The sequence below is a fragment of the Actinomadura barringtoniae genome, assembly GCF_017573505.1.
Lineage (GTDB): Bacteria > Actinomycetota > Actinomycetes > Streptosporangiales > Streptosporangiaceae > Spirillospora > Spirillospora barringtoniae.
On record NZ_JAGEOJ010000040.1, the window covers coordinates 35,378 to 54,641 of the forward strand.

Consider the following 19,264-nt stretch of genomic DNA (forward strand, 5'->3'; position numbering starts at 1 on the left):
GGCGCAGGCCCACGACGTAGGCCTGCGCCCGCCAGATCCGCGCCGCGCGCTTGTTGGTCAGTCGGGGGAGCCGTCTTCTGCGGCGAAGATGACCGAGGAGACCTCTAGGTAGAGCTGCTCGGGGTAGGGCATGAAGCCGACGTTGCGGAGGGCCTGTTTCTGGCCTGCGGACTCCATGACGAACTCGCCGTAGCCCAGCATGCGGCCGAGGACCGAGCGGTCGAGGGCGATGTCGGTGACCTTGGCGAGGGGCATCATCGCCACCTGGCGGTTGAGGACGCCGCTGATGAGCATGACGCGGTGCTCGGTGACCAGGAAGAACTCGATCGACCAGGCGATGACCTTCCAGAGCAGGTAGCCGAGGGTCAGCAGCCAGAGCCACCAGATCCACATGAGGCCGAACGCGGTGGCGGCGACGCCGCAGAGCAGGAGACCGCCCACGACGGCCGTGACGGGCAGGAGGAGCACTGCGGGGTGGCGGCGGACTGCGATCACGCGGCCCTCATAGGCCATCAGGTACCGGTCGACGGTCCGCGATCCGGCGTCACGCTGGACCATCATGTCTTGAAAGTTCACCGCGGGCACCCTCGTCTTGATCTGTTGATTCAACGGTAGCCGAACCGACTGTGGCGAGGCAGGCACCGCGCGGTCACGATCGGCTTGTGCGAACGGTCTTGAGCCTTAAGGATGTTGGTCATGGAGGCTCCGGAGGCGCGCGGCGGCCGGGGGGAGTTCGTTCCGGACGTGACCGGGCGGGCTGTCTGGCGGTTGTTCCTGCGCGGGCTCGGCGTGTACCTGCCGGGCTGGCAGGTACCGGACGGGGCGGAGAGGGTGGGCGAGGTCGTCGGGCCGCCTGCCTTCCTGAACGGGGACGCGGGGTTCGGGCTGCATCTGGCGCACCGGCGGCAGGGGCTTGAGCCCGATCGCGAGATTTATGTGCGGGGGAAGGAAGATCCCAGTTTCGGGATCGTCATCGCCGGGCCGGCCGAGGCGATCGGGACGCGGGTCGTCGATGCCGAGGAGCTGTTGAGGTACGCGCGGAAGCTCACGTTCGAGGAGCTTTTTGATACTGCGGATGCTGATTCGGTGTCCTATGCGGTGCGGGCTGCCAGAGCTGTGGAGAACGTGGTGTTTCTCGATCGCGCTGCGGGGGTCGGGCTGGCCGCTGAGGTCGATCCGGTGACGCGTGGGGTTACCTGCCCGCTGTTCGTACGGCTGGGGGAGCCTCATGAACGGACCGTGCGGGCCTATGGGGTCGCGGCCCAGGTGGTCAGGTCCCACAGCTGATGCGTGGGGAGCCTGCGTAGGCGAACGGTGGCTGAGGCGGGGTCCCAGTAGACCTCGTCGCTTTCCAGCTCCAGGGACTGAACGGGTGTCAGAACGGCGCAGAAGAGCTCATCGCGGGTCCGTACGGCCATCAGAGGGCCGATCTGCGCTACCGCGCCAGAGCTCTCGTAGAGGGTCCTCAGGAGGGCTTTGAGGGCCGCCTCGTCCTCTGGCTGGCGAGGGGTTTCCACGCCCTGAGGGAGAACGGGGCGGGAACGGGAGAGGCCGTTGCCGTTGTGGGGGATGTCCGCGCCGGTGGAGATGAGCAGCGCGGTGAACGCCCCGGCCAGGTCCTCCATGTTGTGGCCCGCCAGGAAGTAGCGGCGGCGTTCGGGAGCGCCTGGCCCCGAGCCGTTCGGGCCCTCGACCGTACGGAAGCGGACCGTGAGCGTGGCGGTGCGCACGCAGCGCTCGTAGACCTCGGCGAGGATGTCGTCGAGCTGGTCGTCGCGGGTCCACAGGCGGCCGGTGGCGGTGACGGCGGCCGCGTCGCCCTCGACGCCGCGCGGCTGGCCGGTGAGGGCGGAGGTGACGCTCTCGTCGAGCTCGCCCTCGGTGAACTGCAGGAGCTCGGCGACGACGTCCTCGACGTCCTCCAGCGTGCGGGTGAGGGTGCGCTGCAGCTCGAGGATCTCGGTGCCGCTGCGTTCCATCTCCGAGAGCCGGTCCAGGGCGCTGTCGACCTTGCCCTCGACGGCCGCGGTGCCCGCCGCGGTGACGGAGCGGACGGAGGTCTCGACCTCGGACAGCTTGCGGCGCAGCGCGGCGAGGGTCACGCGCTGCTTCTCCAGGTCGTGCAGGCGCGTGGACTGCGCCCGCAGGTACTCGTCGGCCTGATGGACGAGCGCGGCCAGCTCCTCGACCTGGCCGGTGTTCTGCCGCAGCCGCGAGTCCAGGGCGGGCAGCACCTCGCGCTTCACCTTCGACAGCTCGGCGGTCAGCTGCTCGCCGACCGTGACCAGCACGCTGTTCTGCTTGGTGACCTGGTCGTTCAGCTCGTCGATGCGGCGCACGAACGCGCGCTGCTGGTCCTTGCTCTGCCTGCCGGCGTAGAGCTCCAGGCCCCCGACGACGACACACATCACCACCAGGATGACCGTCGTCATGGCACTCCCCGCGTTCCCCGCACTCTGCTCGGCGGCCGGTGGCAATAACTACCGGAAAGGCTTTTGATCGCGACCATAACGTACGATCTTCGGCCGGGAACGCCAGTTGCGTAACGGACTCATCTCCGTGACCGTGCGGTCAGGAGCACCCCTCGAACTGGGGAACGGTCGTCGTGTAATCAAGCCCGACGGGCCGGAACCACTTGTCCAGGTAACGCTGCGCCACCCCGTCCAGATACATGCCCGTGATGGCCTTGTTGACCGCTTCGCAGCCGTCGGTGTCGCCGAGCTTCAGGCCCACGCCGTAGCCCTCGTCGGAGATCGGCGCGTTCACGATCCGCAGCTTCGCGCCGCTCGTCAGGGTGGCCTCGCGGGCCAGCCCGGCCAGGATCAGGTCGTCGGTGGAGACGGCGTCCACGACGCGCGAGGTGAGCTTGTCGAGGCACTCCTTGTAGCCGTTCGCCGTGATCGGCTTCGCGGGCACGCCGTGCTGCTCGATGACGCGCTTCCACGAGACCGAGCCCGTCACCGCGCACAGGTTCTTGCCCGCGAGGTTCTGGATGCTCTTGACGCCCGGCTCGTCCGAACGGACCAGGGTGTCCTGGTGGGAGACGTAGTACGGCCCGGCGAAGGCGACCTTGGTCTTGCGTTCGGGCGTGATGGAGTAGCTGCCCACGACCAGGTCGACCGAACCGTCCCGGATCTTGTCCTCGCGGGTGGCCGAGGTGATCGGCTTGAACGTGACGGACGTGACCCCGAGGCGCCTGGCGATCTCGCGGGCGACCTCGATGTCGAAGCCCTCGTAGCCGCCGTTGTCGCCCTTGCCGGTCTTCAGGCCGAGCCCCGGCTGGTCGCCGTTCACCCCGATCACCAGGTGGTCCTTGCGCGCGATCGACGACTCGTCGGCGCTGGCGATGCCGCAGGCCCCCGCCGCCATGACCGAGACCGCGCTCAGGGCGAGGGCCCCGATCCGGCGTGCTCGCATGCTCAACTCCTTCTTCGTCGTCGCGCTCTTCGCCTGTCGCACGAGCCCCGGCGTCACCTGTATTCCGCCAGGCGGGGGCGGACGCCGATCAGGACGAGCACGACGATGACCAGCCCGGCGCCGGGGATCACCAGGTTCCAGCCCTTGGTGCCGTCGTCGCCCTTGGCGACCGCGTCCTTGAACACGTCGCTGTGGATGGCGATCAGCTTGCCCAGCGAGGTGTCATAGGTGGCGTAGTCACGGCCGTTCGTCGAGGTCCGCGCCGCGATGGCCTGAGAACGCCGCCCGGACGCGACCAGCTGCCGCATCGCGTGGTCGTCCCGCTGGAACGTGCGGTAGTCGTTCAGCACCTTGTCCAGCGCCGCACGCTGACCAGGAAGCCCTGTGCCCCCGAACTCGGCGCCGAAGAAGCCGAGGATCTCCTTGCGCCCAGGCTCCAGCCCCTGCTGCACGCCGCTGCTGTACTGCGCCAGGTTGTCGGCCTTCAGGTAGAGCAGCGACTGGGACTTGTCCAGGAAAAGCTGCTCGTAGGTGTCGGCGCGCTTGGGATCGAGGAGGAAGCGCGTCTGGTCGGCGTTGGCGCTGTTGCCGATGGCGCGCGCCCGCGAGAGAGCCAGAATCGAGTCGAAGCCGTCATGCTTGGCCTTGCTCAGGTGGCTCGCCTGCGACGACAGCATCGACCAGCTCATCACCGTCAGAACGAGGGTGACCAGCGTCGCGAGCGCGAGGAGCGGGTTGAGCAGCCGCCGGTACCGTACGGCCAGGTAGAGCTGCAGCCCGCCCAGCAGCACGATCAGCAGCAGCCCGGTGAGCGCGACCCAGATCCGGCCGTTCAGCACCGCGTCGTGCTTGTTCTCGTAGGTGTGGCGGACGAGCGTGCCGTTGTCGAGCGTCAGGTTGTACGCCTTGGGCAGCAGGTCCAGCTTCATCAGGTCGGTCGCGGCCTGGTACTTCTCGATCACCGCGTCCGAGGGCGGGCCGGGGGCGTGGGCCGAGTTCTGGTCGAGCAGGAGCGCCTGGCCGGCCAGCCGCTCGTAGCGGGCCAGCGCGTCCAGCGTGGCGCGCGCCGTGCGCTCCTCGGTCGGCTCGTCCGCGAGCTTGGACGCCTGCAGCAGGGCGGCGCCCGCCTTGAGACGGCTGTCGTCGTACTGCTGCAGCGCGGCGTCGCGGTTCACCCCGAGGCCCTGCGCGCGGCCGACCATCAGCGCGTTGGCGAGCTGGGCGTCCATGTTGGTCAGCTGGAAGTACAGGTCGCCGGTCGCCACGACCTGCGGGCCCGCGTCGTGCCCGATCACCCGTACGCCGTCGCGCGCGTTGTCCACGGCGACCCAGGAGGTGACCAGGACCGCGCCCAGCGCCAGGACGACCAGGACGGTCATCGCGCGTACCTGGCCCGCGAGCGTGCGCGGGAACAGCCGCCGGACGCCGGTGGCAGGCTCGGCGCGCTCGGCCGGGCCGCCGGGGAGCACGGGCCCGGAGCCGGTGCGCGCCGGGGGACCCCCGGCCTGCTGCCCGGCGGGAGGGCCGGGCGGTGGCCCGGGCGGGGGAGCGTGCTGTACGGCCGTCATGTCGCCTCGCCTCTCCGCAGCGTGATGGTGGTCCAGGCGCCGACGTGGATGCGGTCGCCTTCGCCGACCGGCACTTCCACGTTGAACGGGATGGGTTCGATGGAGCCGTTCAGGCAGGTGCGGTTGGTCGATCCCGGGTCGACCACCGTCCAGGTGCCGTCGGGCTTGGCCAGCAGCACCGCGTGCACGTGCGAGACGCCGGGGTCCTCGGGCGGCTCGCGCAGGTCGATCTCGGGAACGTCGCCGGTGGCGCTGCTCCGCCGTCCGATCCGGATCTGCGGCCCGTTCAGCGGGATCCGCCGCTCCGGCGCGTACGGCGGGAACGCGATCCGCGCCACGTCCGGCCCCTCCTCGGCGACCACCGAGTCGAAGTAGTCGCGGTCGGCGATCACGTTCGCCACCCACCCCGTACCGACGCCGCCCGGACCCGCGGCACCCGACGCGGGACCACTCGCGGCACCCGACGCGGGACCACCCGCGGCGCCACCTGCGGGACCGGACGCCGGGCCACCCGCGGGACCCGAAGCCGGGCCACCTGCTGGACCCGACGCAGGCCCCGGGGCGGAGCCAGGCGCGGAGCCTGGGCCGGGCGCGGAGCCGGGCGAGGGGCCAGGGCCGGGTACGGGGCCTGGAACCGGCGCGGGGCCGGGGCCCGGCGGGGGAGGCGGAGTGGTGGTGGGGGCGGGGGTCGGCCGGCCGCCGCCGATCACGAAGTCGTAGCCGCACTGCTCGCAGAACCGGTCGACCGCGGGCGTGCCGCAGTCGGGGCAGGGCGTGCCGGAGGGCACGCCGCGGTTCGGTGACGACGGCGGCGCCATCTCCATCGTCGGCACCGGCGCGGCGCCCTGGTGACCGGACGGGGCCGGGGCGCCGCCGATGCGCTCGCCGCAGACGTCGCAGTACTCGGGGTCCGAGGAGGTGTGTCCGGTGGGACAGATCGCCATGTTCAGCCCTTACTTACGCGTCCGTACGGTCTTGGTCGACCGGGTGTTCAGCGACATCTCGTCGGCCTTCTCGACGTTCTTCTTCAGGCGGACGGTGCCGGTGGCGGGGTCGACCACGTCCACGACCTTGCGCAGCAGCGAGGTGATCTCGTCGTTGCCCGCCTCCTCGGCGAGCTGGACGGCGCGGCCCAGGCGCGCGGTGGCGGCGTCCTCGTCGCCGTCCTTGCGGGCCTGCAGGCCCTGCTGGATCGCGTCGGCGAGCTCGGCCTGGCCGGTGTAGTGGGCCACGCGCGGGTTGAGGCGGGTCGAGGCGGCCTCGTCGTCGGTCCACTGGGCGAGGATGTTGCCTCTGGCCAGCTCGACGTCCTCCTGGCCCGGTCCGCCGGGCACGACCAGCTTGACCCAGCCGACGCGCAGCTCCTTGCCGAGTCCGGCCGGGGTGACCTCGACCGAGATGTGGTAGTCGCGGCTCTCGGCGCCCCACGCGCCGAGCGGGTAGTCGCCCGCCAGGGGAGCCGAGTCCTTGCGCTTGCCGGTGAGGTCCTCGACGGTCGGCAGGACCTGCTTGACGAAGCGCAGCTTGGCCGTCTGCGGCGTCCACACGCGCAGCGCGACGTCGGCGACGGCCTTGCCCATGGCGGCCTCGGTCATCGCCTGGAAGTCGGCGACCAGGTCCTTGGGGTCGGCGACGATGTCGACGCTGCCGAGCATCGCGGACGACACCTTGCGCAGCTCCTCGACCTCCCAGTCCGTTCCGACGCCGCGGCAGTCGCAGACGAACCGCCCGCTGCAGCGGGCGAGGGCCGCGCTCAGCTCCTCGTCGGTCTCGTGCTGGTTCTTGCCGTCGGTCAGCAGGATGGCGTGCCGGATGCCCTCCTGGTGAGCGTCGAACAGCTGGTCGGCCAGCCGCAGCCACGACCCGATCGCCGTACCGCCGTGGGCCTGGAGGCGGCTCAGTGCCTGCTTGGCCTGCCCGCGCGTGTTCGCGTCCGCCGGTACGAGGGTCGGGTGCTGCGGGAAGACCATCGAGGCGGTGTTGGCGCCCGAGATGATCGCGAAGTTCACGCCGTCCCGGATGGTGTCCACCGCGACCTGCGCGGCCGCGATGGCGGCGCGCAGCTTGGCGTCGGGGTAGGACATCGACCCCGAGGTGTCGATGATGATGACCTCGGCGGCACTGGTGGCCTGTGCGACCCCGGTGGGCCCGCCGGTCGACTCCACCGAGACGATCGCGTGGACCTCGCGGCCGTTCTCGGAGAGGTACTTGTTCTGGTCGACCTTGATGCTGAACTGGGGCTGCTCGGTCATGAGGGGCTCTCCATGTTCGGGGTGACCGGAATGAGGGCCACCGATATGTTGTCGCGGCCGCCGGAGTCGAGCGCGTGCTGGACCAGGGTCCGCGCCGCGCCGAGGGGATCGGCTGCCGGGTCGCTCGAGGCGGCGGCGAGCACGGCGGTGAGGTCCGCCGGCGCCCCCGCGTAGTTCCAGAGGCCGTCGCTGCAGACGACGACGGTGCCGGGCCCGGACGGGGTGAACGTCGCGACGCTCGGACGGACCTCGTCGGCGTCGGCGCCGAGCCAGGCGGTGATGACGTGCGCGTTCGGGTGCGCCTCGGCCTCGGCCTCGGTCAGCGCGCCCTCGGCGACCATGAACGCCGCCCACGAGTCGTCCACGCTGAGCTGAGCGGAGGCCTCGTTCGCTCCGTTGGCCAGCCAGTAGGCGCGGCTGTCGCCGACCCAGCCGATGGTGATCGAGCCGGGTGTGGTCACGGCCGACACGTACGTGCAGGAGGGAGCCTCGTGCGGCGACTCGGCCAGCGCGGCGACGGCTTCGGCGGCCTTCAGCACGGCCTTGTGCGTCGCGGTCTCGGGGTCGGCGCCCGCCTCCAGGCCCGCCAGCAGCTCGGCGACACCGGTCTGCGCGGCGGCCAGGGAGGCCTCGTCGGGACGCGGTGAGGAGCCGACGCCGTCGCACACCACGGCCGCGACGCCGGACGGATGAGTGGAGAGGGCGAGGGCGTCCTCGTTGCGCGGGTAGCGCTTGCCCCGGTCGCTCGCGCCCGCCGCGACGCGTTCGGGCAGCTCGATCTCGATGTGGTCGCGGTCGGCGGGCTGCCGGAGGCCGCACTCCTCGCAGTAGCCGTCGGCGTCGATGGAGGTCGCGCCGCAGCCGGTGCAGGGCCGCTTGGGCTTCACCGGGTCGGTACGGCGGGTCACCGGCCGGCTCATCCCGGACGCGTCGGCGCGCGCGATCGCGTGGGCGCGCGCCGCGACCGCCTTCTCCGACAGCGCGTGCCCGCACGCCTCGCAGAAGTCCTCGCCCTCGAAGACCCCCTCGCCGCAGTTGGGGCAGGGCTTGGTCGCTGCTTCGGCCACGTTCTGGTCCTCCGTCGCTGCCGTTCGGTCTGCCGCTGCCGCTGCCGGTGGCGGATCGGCCACGGTCGGGTCCGCCGTGGTCGGCCGCGCCGTCGCGGGCGCCTGGTCCTCCGTCACAGCAGCGTCCTCGGCCGTACGGCGTTGGCGCGGTCGATGAGCACCCGTCTGTCCTCGCGGTCCTGGGAGTGGCGGGCCAGCGCCCGGTAGAGCTCGTCGAGCCCGTTCCGCACGGCCTGGTCGGTCAGCGGCCGGCCGAGCAGCGAGGCGCCCTGCGTGACCCCGGTGTGCGCGGTGCCCAGGCCCAGCCAGCCGAGCGCGCCCTCCAGGACCTCGGCGGCGAGGCGTTCGTGCCGTTCACCCTCCAGCTGCAGGCGCGCCAGCCGGTCGCCCGCGCCGACCAGGTCCGCGGCGGTCAGCTCGTTGACGGGACGGCGCCGTACGGCCGTCGTCACCGCCGCCACCTGCGCCGCGACGAAGCGGATCGAGGTCTTCGGCACCGAGTCCAGCACGGCCACGGCCGCCGCCCGGTTGCCCCCGGCCAGGTGGATGCGGGCCAGGCCGAACGCGGCGTTGATGTAGCTGTTGTCGGTGCGCCAGACCATCTCGTACAGCCGTACGGCCTCCATCGGCGCGCGCTCCTCGCGGCACGCGGCGAGCGCGAGCTTGGGCGCGGCCTCGCCGGGCAGCAGCGAGTAGAGCGCGTCGAAGCGCGGCTCGGCCTCGGTGACGCGGCCCTCGGCCAGCAGCGCGACCGCGCGGTACCAGTCGACGCGCCAGTCGCCGGGACGTTCGGCCGCGACCTGGTCGAGCAGCGCGTGCGCCGCCGGGGCCTCGCCGAGCTCGATGCGCACCCGCGCCAGCGTCAGCGTGATCTCGGGCGTCTGCTGCTGCGCGTTGGCGACCGTGACGGCCAGCTGCGCGGGCTCCAGCGCGGTCAGCCCGGCCAGGAAGCCGGCCTGCGGGTCCGACCCGTCCACCAGCGGAACGGGCAGCGACGCGGCGGCGGCCGCGCGGGTGAGCGGCGGCAGCGCGCCGGCGTCGCGGCGCGCACCGGTGCCGTCGCCTCGCGCGCCGTTGTCGTTGCCGCGTGCACCGGTGTCGGTGCCCGAGGCGAAGCGTTCCGGGCCGAAGAGACCGGACGGTGCCGAACGCGGGTGGCCGTCCTCGGCGGCGAGCACCTCGCGCAGCACGCCGGTGAGCTGCTCGGCCATCTCGGCCGCGTCCTGGAAGCGCTGCGCCGGGTCGCGGTGGGTGGCGCGGCGCAGCAGCCGGTCGTAGGACTCGAACCGCGCCAGGATCGGGACCTGGTCGCGCGGCGGGAGCTTCTCGGCGTAGTCGCGCGTGTAGCCGGTGAACTTGAACGTCAGTGTGGCCAGCGCCCGGCCGACCGTGTAGAGGTCGGAGCTGACCGAGGGACCGTCGTCGGCGATCTCGGGGGCCTGGTAGCCGACCGTTCCGTAGATCGCGCCCTCCGGGTCGTCGATCCGCCGCACCGCGCCCATGTCGATCAGGCGCAGCTGCTCCTCGGTCTGGATGATGTTGTCGGGCTTGAAGTCGCAGTAGACCAGACCCTGGGAGTGCAGGTAGCCGAACGCGTTCAGCGCCTCCAGCGCGTAGGCGATCGCGTGGCTGAGCGGCATCGCCTCCTCGCCGAGCTGGTTGCGGCGGTAGAGCAGGATGTCCTTCAGCGACTGGCCGCCGACGTACTCCATGACGATGTAACCGGAGCCGGCGTGCTGCACGAAGTTGTAGATCTTGACGATGTTGGGGTGCTCGACCTCGGCGAGGAACGCGCGCTCGGCTGCGGCTGCGGCCATCGCGTCGGCGTCGCCCGAGTCCAGCAGGCCCTTGAGGACGACCCAGCGGTCGCTGACGTTCTTGTCCCTGGCGAGGTAGATCCAGCCGAGACCGCCGTGGGCCAGGCAGCCGAGCACCTCGTACTGCCCGACGATCAGGTCGCCGGGGTTCAGCTTGGGCGTGAACGAGAAGCGCGAGCCGCACTTGGGGCAGAACCCCTCCGTACGGCTGGGCCGGTCGCCCTTGCTGCGGCCGACCGGCTCACCGCAGTCGCTGCAGAACCGCTTGTTCTCGGCGACCTCGGGGTTGGCTAGCACGGCGGTCGACGGGTCGCGGTACGGAACGCGCGGCACCTCGACCATCCCGGCGCCGAGCCCGCCGCGCCGCCCGGACGAGCGGGCCGAGCCGGTGCGGGTGCTGCCCGTTCGCGTGCTGCCGGTGGCGTACGTACCGGACGGCACGCTGCCGGTCGGGCTCGACGACGCGGTGACGGGCGCGATGGAGCCCGAGGCTGCGGAGGGGGTCGAGGGTGGCATGCCGCAGGTATCGCAGTAGCCGTCCTCGATCGTTCCGCCGCACCCGGGCTGCGCGCACTTGCCGGGAGCGAACGCGGCGGGAGCTGGAGCTGGGGGAGTTGAGGCTGCTGCCGGAGCCGGGGGCGCGGCGGTCTCGGGCGGCATGCCGCACGTGTCGCAGTAGCCGTCCTCGATCGTTCCGCCGCAGCCGGGCTGGGCGCACCCGGCCGGACCTGCGGCGGGGCCAGCTGCCTGACCCGGACTCGCGTTGGCTGCCATGCCACATTGGACGCAGTAGCCGTCTTCGATGGTTCCGGAACAGCCCGGCGCCACGCATCGACTCATCGGTCGGATCCCTTCGATGAGATGACCCGCTGGTAGTCCGACAGCGTGGCCGTCGCCTTGCGCAGGTCGCAGGGGGATGTCCAGAGCAGGTCGCGCGCCTCGGAGTAGAGGCGGGTGAGTTCGGCGTCCTCGGCGAGGCCGAGCCTGGCGGCCTTCATCTTGTAGGCGCCGAGCCGGCCGCGCAGTTCCTCGCGGCGGTCCAGCAGGCCCGTGATGAGGGAGGCGTCGCCGCGCGCCCGCTGCAGCGCGGTGGCGACGGCCTGTTCGAGATCGGCGACGCGGTCGGCGAGCTCGCCCCACCGCCGCGCGTCGCGCAGCACGTGCAGCGCGCCGAGCCGGTCGGCCAGGGCGGGCGACAGGTCGCGCAGGTCCGGCAGCGCCGGGGAGGCGATCTTGATGAGCACCTGGTCGCGTGCGTGCCTGGCCTCGGCCTCGGCCGCGCGCACCTGGTCGATGGAGGCCGCGACGCGTTCGATCCGGGACGCGGCGTCCGCGCGGAACGAGCCGGCCTCGGCCAGCCGCCGCCGCAGGTCGGCGAGGTCCTTGCGGGCGGTCCGCAGCCGCGTGGTGTCGGCGTGCCCGCCGCGGCCGAACGACATGGGGTCGGTGCGCACGGCCTGGGAGAGCGCGTCGACGTCGCGGAAGACCCGTTCGGCCTCGGGGTCGGTCGCGGGGCCGGTCGCGCCCAGCTCCTGCGCGAGGCCGGTCACGGCGCGGCGCTCCTGGTCGACCTCGGCGAGCGCGTTCAGCAGCTCGGACCAGACGACGTCGACGGCGGCGGCCATCTTCGCCGCCTCCTCGAAGAGCGGCGTCATCCGCGCGACCACCGCGCGCAGGCTGAGCTTCTCGCCGCCGGGCGCGGACAGCAGCGTGCGGCGTTCGAGGGGGACCTCAACGGCCGGGAGCTCGACCGAGGGGCCGGTCAGCAGGTGTGTCAGCTCGGCGAGCTGGGCCTGCCCGGGCTTGGAGTGGCGGGCGCGCAGCTCCTCGGCCGCGGCGAGCGTGCCGCCGTACAGGTCGAACAGCCCCCACAGGCTGGTCGTACGGGACTGCAGCTCGCCCTGCCGACGCGCGGTCTCACCGGTGACGGCCGCGCCCTCGAGCAGGCGGAAGCCCTGGTGGCTCTCCAGATCCAGAAGCGCGGTGCTGATCCGCTCCTTCTCGTCCCGCAGGTCCTGAAGCGCGCGGTCCACCTCGTCGCGATTCATCGGCGGGCACACCGGTGACGACACCGGTGAACGCACCGGCGGACACACCGGTCCCTGCACCATGCACGCATTCGCGCTGTTTCCCCCATCCGACCCCGTTTGCGGGAACAGTGTTCACCATGCGCGGTGGGCTTCTCAAGGTCTGGTGACGCAGGCCCGGGCCCTCCAAAATGTCAGTGTTCGAACGTATGATCGAACCATGCAGAACATCGCGACCGGCCAGCAGGACCAGACCGACACCGCGCTCACCGCCTCCGAGATCGCCGCGCTGGCGCTCTCCCTGGCTCACCTGGGCGCGGGGCCGCAGGCCACCACCGCCCGCCGCGCCCTGCGTCACCTCGTCGACGCCGACAACCACGACGACGTCGTCACCGCCACCCTGTCCACCCTCACCAGGCCGCTCACGGTCTCCACCGCCGACCGTGCCCGCGTGATCGCCGCCGCGATCACCGAGCACCGCGTGGTCCGGCTCTGTTACGGCGACGCCGCCGCCAACGTGACGATCCGCGAGGTCGAGCCCGTCACCTGCCTGGTCCACCGCGACCACTGGTACCTCGTCGGCTGGTGCCGGATGCGCCGTTCCATCCGCGCCTTCCGCTTCGACCGCATCCTCGCGGTCGAGTCCACCGGCCTGCCCGCACGGCCGCGCCGGGCCGAGCGCTACCTGCCGTTCCAGCGGCGCAGCGCATGATCCCGTCTCCTGGGCGTGGTCCGCGCGGCCGTTCCCTCTGACCCGTTCGGCGGTCGCCGTCGCCCCCTGTCCGGCGGCCGCCGAACGGCACCACCGATCGCCGGCGGCCGATGCGGCGCCGCTCGTGGCCGATGCGCGGCCGCTGGCAGCTGATGCGCGGTCGCTAGCGGCTGATGAGGCCGGGGACCACGCGGGGGAGCATGCGGGCTCCCCCGGCGAGGCCGCGGCCGAGCCGGCCCATGGGTGTGCGGCCCGGATCGGTGGCCTGCTCCGCACGCAGGCCGTCGATGATCTCCTCGACGGCCTTGCGGGCCTCGTCGCGCGCGGCGGTCACGGCGCCGACGTCGCCGGCGAGGCCCGCCCAGCGCGTGGTGTCGATCGGCTTGCCGAAGCCGTAGTAGAGGCGTTCGGGACGCGGGACCGGGGTGAGGCCGATGCCGCGCGACAGCGGCACCATCACGTCGTCGCGGCGGCCCCGTTCGCCCAGCACGAGCCGGCCGAAGCCGCGCGCGGGCGCCAGCAGGCGGCTGTCGGGGTCCAGGACGGTCGTGAACATCTCCTCGACGCCGACCGTGCCGAACGGGACGATCGGGCAGCCCGCCTCGATGGCCATCCGGGCGAAGCCGAGCCGGGTGTCCCACTGCAGCTGGTACGCGTCGTCGCGGTGCCGGGTGGCCTCCCTGGCGCCGCCGGGGAAGACCACGACCATCTGGCCCGTGCGCAGGAGCTCGCGGCAGTTCTCGCGGGTGCCGTCGACCGAGCCGCCCATGTCCATGATCGTTCGCCAGCCGGGGATCTGCCAGTGCACGTGGTCGGCCAGCGAACGCACCCACACGCCCCGGCGCCGGTGGATCTCGAAGAAGATCAGCGGCGCGTCGATGACCCCGTAGACGGTGTGGTTGCCGACCAGCAGCGCGGGCCCGTGCTCGGGGATGTTCTCCAGCCCGTGGAAGACCGGGGAGGTCCAGGCGCGCCACGGCTCCAGAGCCAGGCTCGCCGCCCGGATCAGGTGCTCGGAAGGGGGTGTCCAGTCCGCAAGGGGGGCCATGACCGGCAATCGTAAAGGACCGGTCAGCGCTTGCTTACGCGGTGCCTTGTGAGATTGGTGACAAGGCCCGCAGGTGAACCCCGCGCCCGGCTTACAACTCGTCGCCTGGCTTACAAGAGGTCGCTCTGCTTACAACATGCCGCGGTATTCGCCGCCGTCGACGGGGATCGCGCTGCCGGTCACGTACCCGGCCTGCTCCGAGCAGAGGAATGCGACGAACGCGCCGAAGTCCCCGGGGTCGCCGACCTTGCCCGCCGGGATCTCGTTCGCGACCTTGTCCCAGTCGCCGCCGCGCAGGGTCCGGAGGCGTTCGGTGGCATGGAAGCCGGGCAGCAGCGAGTTGACGGTCACGCCGTCCCCGGCCACCTCCATCGCCAGCGTCTTGAGGAAGCCCGTGGCCCCCGCCCGCGCGGTGTTGGACAGGATCAGCGTCGGGATCGGCTGCCGGACGGTGATCGAGGTGATCGCGACGACCCGGCCCCAGCCGCGTTCCTGCATCGCCGGAACGGCCGCCTTGCACATGGCCACGGTCGACATCAGGTTGAGGTCGATCGCGCTCTGGTAGGCGTCCAGCGGCGTGCCCGCGAACCCGCCCGGCGGCGGACCGCCCGCGTTGGTGACCAGGATGTCCACGCCGCCCAGCGCGTCCTGCGCCTCCCGTACGAACGCGGTCGCGCCCTCGGGCGTGCCCACGTCCGCGAGGATCGGCGTCGCCTCCGAGCCCAGCCGCTTGGCGGCCAGGCTGAGCCGGTCCCGGTCGCGCCCGCAGATCGCGACCTTCACGCCCTCGGCGATCAGCGCCTGCGCCGTCGCGAACCCCAAGCCACTGCTCGCCGCCGCAACCGCCGCCCGCCGGCCGGCCAATCCAAGATTCACAGTCCCGAGCCTAACCCGGCGCCCCCGTGTCGATCACCGTCAGCACCCCGATCGCCCATAGATCGAATCGACGGCGGGCTGGCCGGTGTAGTTGGGGCCCGCCTGGTCGTCGGCGCCCTGGTAGTCGTACGGGAAGGTCACCTCGCGGTGGCCGGTGAGCGAGACGCGGCGGCGGCGCGCGTCGTACGCGAAGCCCTGGCGCCGCAACTCGGCCGCGACCTGCCCCGGTGTGTGGATGCTTCGTGCGTCGAGGTTGGCCATGAAGCGGCCGTCCGATGCGAGCCAGGAGGCGATGCGGGCCAGCGCCCCCAGCTTGTCGCCGACGTAGTGCAGGCCGTGCACGCAGGTGATCAGGTCGAACGTGTCCGGCGGCGACCAGCGCGTGACCGAGCCGACGACAAGGCCGAGGTTGGGCAGGCGCTCACCCGGAACGAAGTGGTCGACCAGGTCGAGCCCGGTGATCTGGACGTGGGGGTGGAGGCGCGCCGCCTCGTGCAGCGCCCTGCCCGTACCGCAGCACAGGTCCAGCCAGCGGATCGGCGCCGCCAGGGCGGCGGACAGGTCCAGTCCCAGCTCCTTGGCGTAGCCGTTCGAGCCGGTCAGGGAGCGTTCGCGGTTCATGGCGCAGTTGGCCACCACCGATGAACGTTCCAGGGCGTCGTCGGGGAGGAGGCGCGTCATGGGGATCATTCTCCTCTCTCCTCGGCCGCGTAGCATTGCGGCGATGAGCACGCGGGACGTCCTCGAACACCTTCAGCGGCTGGGCATGTCGGGGTATGAGTCCAAGGCCTATGTCGCGCTGGTGGCGGCCGGGAAGCCGATCAACGGGTACGAGGTGGCCAAGCGGTCGGGCGTGCCTCGCAGCACGGTCTACGAGACGCTCGGCAAGCTGGTCGCGCGGGGCGCGGCGTACGAGGTCAAGGGGTCGGCGGACGCCACCGACTACCTGCCGCTGCCGCCCGAGGCGCTGCTGGAACGGATGCGCCGGGAGTTCGACGGATCGGTGGAGGCGCTGAAGTCGGCCTTGCCCAAGGTGGTCGCCCAGCCCGAGGCGCCCTTGATCCATGGGCTTCGCGATGGCGAGGCGATGCTGGCGCGCGCCGAGGACGTGGTCGCGGGTGCTCGCGGCGACCTGTTCCTGTCGGTGTGGCCGGACGAGGCGCGGCGGCTGGCGGTGGGCGTCAGGGCGGCGGCCGAACGGGGCGTCGCGGTCTCGGCAGTCTCGTACGGCGAGGACGAGCTGAAGGTCGGCACCGTTCACACGCGTGCGTCGGAGGACGGGCTCGGGTACCGGCTGCTCGTGGTGGTGGGGGACCGGCGCGAGGCCATCGTGGGCGGTTTCGGCGAGGGCGGGGCGTGGGGGATCTACACGGCCGATCCCGCCGTCGCCATGATGGCGGCCGAGTACGTACGGCAGGACATGGCGCTGCGGATCCTGGCGGAACGGGTCGGGCGCGAGGAGCTGCAGCGGCTGTTCGCCGAGGCGCCGGAGCTGCTCAGGCTCTTCTGAGCCGCCACGCTGGGCACGGCGCGCGGGTGTGGTGCCTGGACGGGTGTGCCTAGAATGGCGCATCTGTTGAGCGAGCGCTTGGTTGGAGAGCCGTGTCGTATCGCGTCGGGCAATGGGCCACCGGCAATGTGGGCAGGCAGGCGCTGCGGGCCATCATCGAGCATCCGGATCTTGAGCTGATCGGCGTCGTCGTGAGCGATCCGGCGAAGGTCGGCGTCGACGCGGGCGAGCTGGCCGGGCTCGACCAGCGGGTGGGCGTCGCGGCCACCGACGACCCGGCGCGGCTGATCGAGGCCGAGCCGGACGTGGTCGGCTACACCGCCGTCGGCACGTCCGGGCGCAAGGAGGTCGCGACGGGCGAACGGCCGCGCGGCGCGGTCGACGACCTGTGCCTGCTGCTGGAGGCGGGCATCAGTGTCGTCTCGACGGCGCTCATCCCGCTGGTGCATCCCGGCTCTGCCGACCCCGGCGACGTGCGGCGGCTGGAGGAGGCCTGCGAGACCGGCGGCGCCGCTCTGCTCACCACCGGCCTCGACCCGGGCCTGATGAACGACGTGCTGCCGTTGCTGCTGAGCGGCGTCTGCCTGCGGATCGACGCGGTCAAGGTCAGCGAGGTCATGTCGTACGGGCTGTGGGACAAGCCCGAGGCGATCGTCGGGAAGTTCGGGTTCGGCAAGCCGCTGGACCACCGCCCGCCGATCCTGCAGCCCGGCGTGCTCACGCTGATGTGGGGCTCGATCGTCCACCTCATGGCCGAGCAGCTGGACGTGACGCTCGACGAGGTCACCGAGTCGTACGAGCTGTGCCCGGCGCCCGAGAGGTTCGAGATCCCGGCGGGCGTCATCGAGAAGGGCATGTCGGCGGGCATGCGCTTCCAGGTCACCGGCGTGGTGAACGGGCGCCCCGCGATCGTCGTCGAGCACGTCACGCGGCTGCGCGAGGACGTCGGCCTGCCGCACTGGCCGGAGCCGCCGTTCGGGCAGGCCGGGGGCTACCGGGTGGAGATCGACGGGGAGCCGCCCTGGCGCCTGGACATCGCCAACCCCGGCGCGGCCGACCCGACCGTGCCGGGCACGCTCGCGACCGCGCTGCGCGTGGTGAACGCTATCCCGGCAGTGGCCGAGGCCCCGCCGGGCCTGCACACCCCGTTCACGCTCCCGCACATCACCGGCCGCCACCTCATGCGCTGAGCCGGCGCCGCGGCCGCTCGGCGCTCAGCCGCTCGGCGCTCAGTCGCCGAGCCAGTCCCGGAGGATCGCGCCGGTCTCGTCGAGACGGTCGAGATAGAGCAGATGCCCCGCGTCGATCTCGGTGACCGCGAAGTCGTCGCCGAGGTCGCGGCGGCAGGCGTTCACGAACACCGGCCGTACGATCCCCGCCCGCGTCGCGACGACCAGGTGCGTGGGAACGGTCGGCGTGACGAACGTGCGCGCCATCTCCGAGAACGCCGTCACGACCGCCGCGGGCTCGTACCGCCAGCGCCAGCGGCCGTCCTCGCCCTGCACGAGGTGGTCCATCTCGTCGTCGACGGCCCCCGGATAGGCCTCCGGCCAGCCCTTCTCCCGTACGTCCCGCGCCTCGTCGGGGTCGGCCCAAGACGGCTGGCTCAACGCGGCATGCGCCTTGCCGAGAGTGTCGCCGGACGGAAGCCCGATCGACGGATCGAGCAGAACGAGCCGCCGCACGCGTTCGGGCGCCATGCGGGTCACATGCACGGCGATCAGCCCGCCGAACGAGTGACCGACGACGTCGGCCTCCTCGATGCCCGAGTCGTCCAGCAGCGCCAGCACGTCGCCGGCATGCCGTTCCACGGTCCAGGGCGGGTTGTGCGACGACCGCCCATGCCCCCGCAAATCCGGCGCCAGAGTGCGGTGCCCCGGCAGATACTCCTCGGCGATCCGGCGCCAGCGGCCCCCGTGCGCCGTGATGCCGTGCAGCGCGACCACCGGCCGCCCGGAGGGATCGCCGAACCGTCCAACGTGCATGCCCGTCATGGCCGTAAGACTAGAGATAGACCGCCAAAGCCTCGGCGATCGCCAACTGCATCTCGTGCATGCCGGGCTCGCCGTCCTCCAGGTCCCACAGGGTGTTCTGCAGGACCCGCGCGTACGTCCAGCCCGCCGCACGCCGCCGGTCCAGGCCGAGGACCTCCACCATCAGGTCGAAGCGCGCCCGCACGGCCCGGGCCACGTCGCCGGTAGCGGTGATGTCCTCCCACCGGTTGTCCAGCGCGGGCAGCAGGTCGAACCCGGGGTCACCCGCCAGCGGATTGGGGTCGATCGCCAGCCACGGCTCACGTTCACCGGCCAGCACATTCTCGTAATGCAGATCCCAGTGCAGCAGCCGGTCGCCGGGCTCGCTCACCAGCTCCCTGATCAGCGCCGCACTAGTGTCCACCACCCGCTTCGCGCCGCCGTCCAGAACCTCCAGTGCGTCCGGCACCTGCGTGAGCATGGCGTTGGCGATGTCCTCCAGCCGCCGAATCCCCTCCGGGGCAGGCAACGCGACCAGCCGCTCCAGCAACTCGGCCAGGATCTGCAGCGCCTTGGTCGCGTCCTCCACATCATCAAGCGAACGATCGGGATCCAGCCGTTCCAGCAACATCGCGCCGGTCGCCTCGTCGTCCTCCAGCAGCAGGACCGCACCGTTGCCGTTCCACGCGCGCAGCCCCGCCGGCTCGCCCTCGCTCTCCTCGTCCAGGATCTGCAGCTTCAGCACAGCCCGCTCGCCATCTACGCGTACGACCGGCACCACGATCGCGGCCATCCCGTTCCGCGCCGGACCCTCAGGCCTGAGCCCCCACCCCTCCATCCGGTCCGCCAAAAGCCCCGGCAGCCGCTCGATCCAAGCCCGCCCCTTGTCCCCGTTGTGCTTAACCGCGAACCCGGCCAACTCCGCCGGCACCTCAACATCGATCACCCACCCGAGCCTACGATCCGTGCTCGCCGCCCCGGTACTTGTTTTCGTTCG

Annotated in this window: 18 protein-coding genes; 4 read left to right on the plus strand and 14 right to left on the minus strand. The window is 71.9% G+C overall.

All coding sequences use genetic code 11. The features are described 5' to 3' along the window. Positions 1-57 precede the first annotated feature (57 nt). A complete protein-coding gene (locus J4573_RS51985; RefSeq protein ID WP_372443053.1) occupies positions 58-558 on the minus strand; it encodes a PH domain-containing protein in 501 nt (166 codons plus the stop codon). A gap of 138 nt (positions 559-696) precedes the next feature. Between J4573_RS51985 and J4573_RS51990 the strand changes: the two genes are divergently transcribed. Continuing rightward, on the plus strand, positions 697-1,287 hold the full coding sequence (locus tag J4573_RS51990; RefSeq protein WP_208263898.1) for a hypothetical protein: 591 nt from the start codon (positions 697-699) through the stop codon (positions 1,285-1,287). Here J4573_RS51990 and J4573_RS51995 read toward each other — a convergent pair. From J4573_RS51995 to J4573_RS52030, 8 genes are all read right to left on the minus strand, one after another. Continuing rightward, positions 1,248-2,432 (minus strand): hypothetical protein, encoded by a 1,185-nt coding sequence (locus tag J4573_RS51995; protein WP_208263899.1) that lies wholly within the window; start codon positions 2,430-2,432, stop codon positions 1,248-1,250. The two genes, J4573_RS51990 and J4573_RS51995, sit on opposite strands and share 40 nt — an antisense overlap. A 139-nt stretch (positions 2,433-2,571) precedes the next feature. Then, positions 2,572-3,417, minus strand: coding sequence for a glutamate ABC transporter substrate-binding protein (locus J4573_RS52000; protein ID WP_208263900.1), 846 nt, complete (start codon positions 3,415-3,417; stop codon positions 2,572-2,574). 53 nt (positions 3,418-3,470) lie between these two features. Continuing rightward, the gene (locus J4573_RS52005; RefSeq protein ID WP_243774987.1) at positions 3,471-4,985 is read right to left on the minus strand and encodes a GlnX family signal transduction membrane protein; all 1,515 of its coding nucleotides are present in this window, start codon (positions 4,983-4,985) and stop codon (positions 3,471-3,473) included. Next, positions 4,982-5,929, minus strand: a complete 948-nt coding sequence (locus J4573_RS55835; protein WP_279575899.1) for an FHA domain-containing protein — start codon at positions 5,927-5,929, stop codon at positions 4,982-4,984. Before J4573_RS55835 ends, J4573_RS52005 begins: the two co-directional genes overlap by 4 nt. Positions 5,930-5,938: 9 nt before the next feature. Continuing rightward, a complete protein-coding gene (locus J4573_RS52015) occupies positions 5,939-7,237 on the minus strand; it encodes a vWA domain-containing protein (protein ID WP_208263901.1) in 1,299 nt (432 codons plus the stop codon). Then, entirely contained in the window at positions 7,234-8,304 is a 1,071-nt protein-coding gene (locus tag J4573_RS52020; protein ID WP_208263902.1) for a PP2C family protein-serine/threonine phosphatase, read from the minus strand. Before J4573_RS52020 ends, J4573_RS52015 begins: the two co-directional genes overlap by 4 nt. Before the next feature lie 113 nt (positions 8,305-8,417). Then, the gene (locus J4573_RS52025) at positions 8,418-10,895 is read right to left on the minus strand and encodes a serine/threonine-protein kinase (RefSeq protein ID WP_243774988.1); all 2,478 of its coding nucleotides are present in this window, start codon (positions 10,893-10,895) and stop codon (positions 8,418-8,420) included. A 62-nt stretch (positions 10,896-10,957) separates the two neighbouring features. After that, positions 10,958-12,169: a hypothetical protein gene (locus J4573_RS52030; RefSeq protein ID WP_208263903.1), complete on the minus strand. Its 1,212-nt coding sequence runs from the start codon at positions 12,167-12,169 to the stop codon at positions 10,958-10,960. A gap of 199 nt (positions 12,170-12,368) precedes the next feature. Here J4573_RS52030 and J4573_RS52035 point away from each other — a divergent pair, with 199 nt between their 5' ends. Beyond that, positions 12,369-12,860 (plus strand): helix-turn-helix transcriptional regulator, encoded by a 492-nt coding sequence (locus tag J4573_RS52035; RefSeq protein ID WP_208263904.1) that lies wholly within the window; start codon positions 12,369-12,371, stop codon positions 12,858-12,860. 163 nt (positions 12,861-13,023) lie between these two features. On the opposite strand, the gene J4573_RS52040 is transcribed toward J4573_RS52035, so the two are convergent. From J4573_RS52040 to J4573_RS52050, 3 genes are all read right to left on the minus strand, one after another. Continuing rightward, on the minus strand, positions 13,024-13,908 hold the full coding sequence (locus tag J4573_RS52040) for a lysophospholipid acyltransferase family protein (protein ID WP_208263905.1): 885 nt from the start codon (positions 13,906-13,908) through the stop codon (positions 13,024-13,026). 129 nt (positions 13,909-14,037) lie between these two features. Further along, positions 14,038-14,784: an SDR family oxidoreductase gene (locus J4573_RS52045; protein WP_208263906.1), complete on the minus strand. Its 747-nt coding sequence runs from the start codon at positions 14,782-14,784 to the stop codon at positions 14,038-14,040. A 39-nt stretch (positions 14,785-14,823) separates the two neighbouring features. Then, entirely contained in the window at positions 14,824-15,465 is a 642-nt protein-coding gene (locus J4573_RS52050; protein WP_243774989.1) for a class I SAM-dependent methyltransferase, read from the minus strand. A 43-nt stretch (positions 15,466-15,508) separates the two neighbouring features. Between J4573_RS52050 and J4573_RS52055 the strand changes: the two genes are divergently transcribed. Together J4573_RS52055 and J4573_RS56535 are read left to right on the plus strand one after the other, a co-directional pair. Continuing rightward, on the plus strand, positions 15,509-16,294 hold the full coding sequence (locus J4573_RS52055) for a TrmB family transcriptional regulator (protein ID WP_208263907.1): 786 nt from the start codon (positions 15,509-15,511) through the stop codon (positions 16,292-16,294). 92 nt (positions 16,295-16,386) lie between these two features. Continuing rightward, positions 16,387-17,484 carry an NAD(P)H-dependent amine dehydrogenase family protein gene (locus J4573_RS56535; RefSeq protein ID WP_208263908.1) on the plus strand — a complete coding sequence of 366 codons (1,098 nt, stop codon included), beginning with the start codon at positions 16,387-16,389 and terminating at the stop codon, positions 17,482-17,484. 39 nt (positions 17,485-17,523) lie between these two features. Here the strand turns inward: J4573_RS56535 and J4573_RS52065 are convergent, their stop codons facing one another. Both J4573_RS52065 and J4573_RS52070 read right to left on the minus strand, forming a co-directional pair. Further along, the gene (locus J4573_RS52065; protein WP_208263909.1) at positions 17,524-18,288 is read right to left on the minus strand and encodes an alpha/beta fold hydrolase; all 765 of its coding nucleotides are present in this window, start codon (positions 18,286-18,288) and stop codon (positions 17,524-17,526) included. Positions 18,289-18,298: 10 nt separating this feature from the next. Beyond that, the gene (locus J4573_RS52070) at positions 18,299-19,213 is read right to left on the minus strand and encodes an aminoglycoside phosphotransferase family protein (protein ID WP_307797554.1); all 915 of its coding nucleotides are present in this window, start codon (positions 19,211-19,213) and stop codon (positions 18,299-18,301) included. Positions 19,214-19,264: the final 51 nt, after the last annotated feature.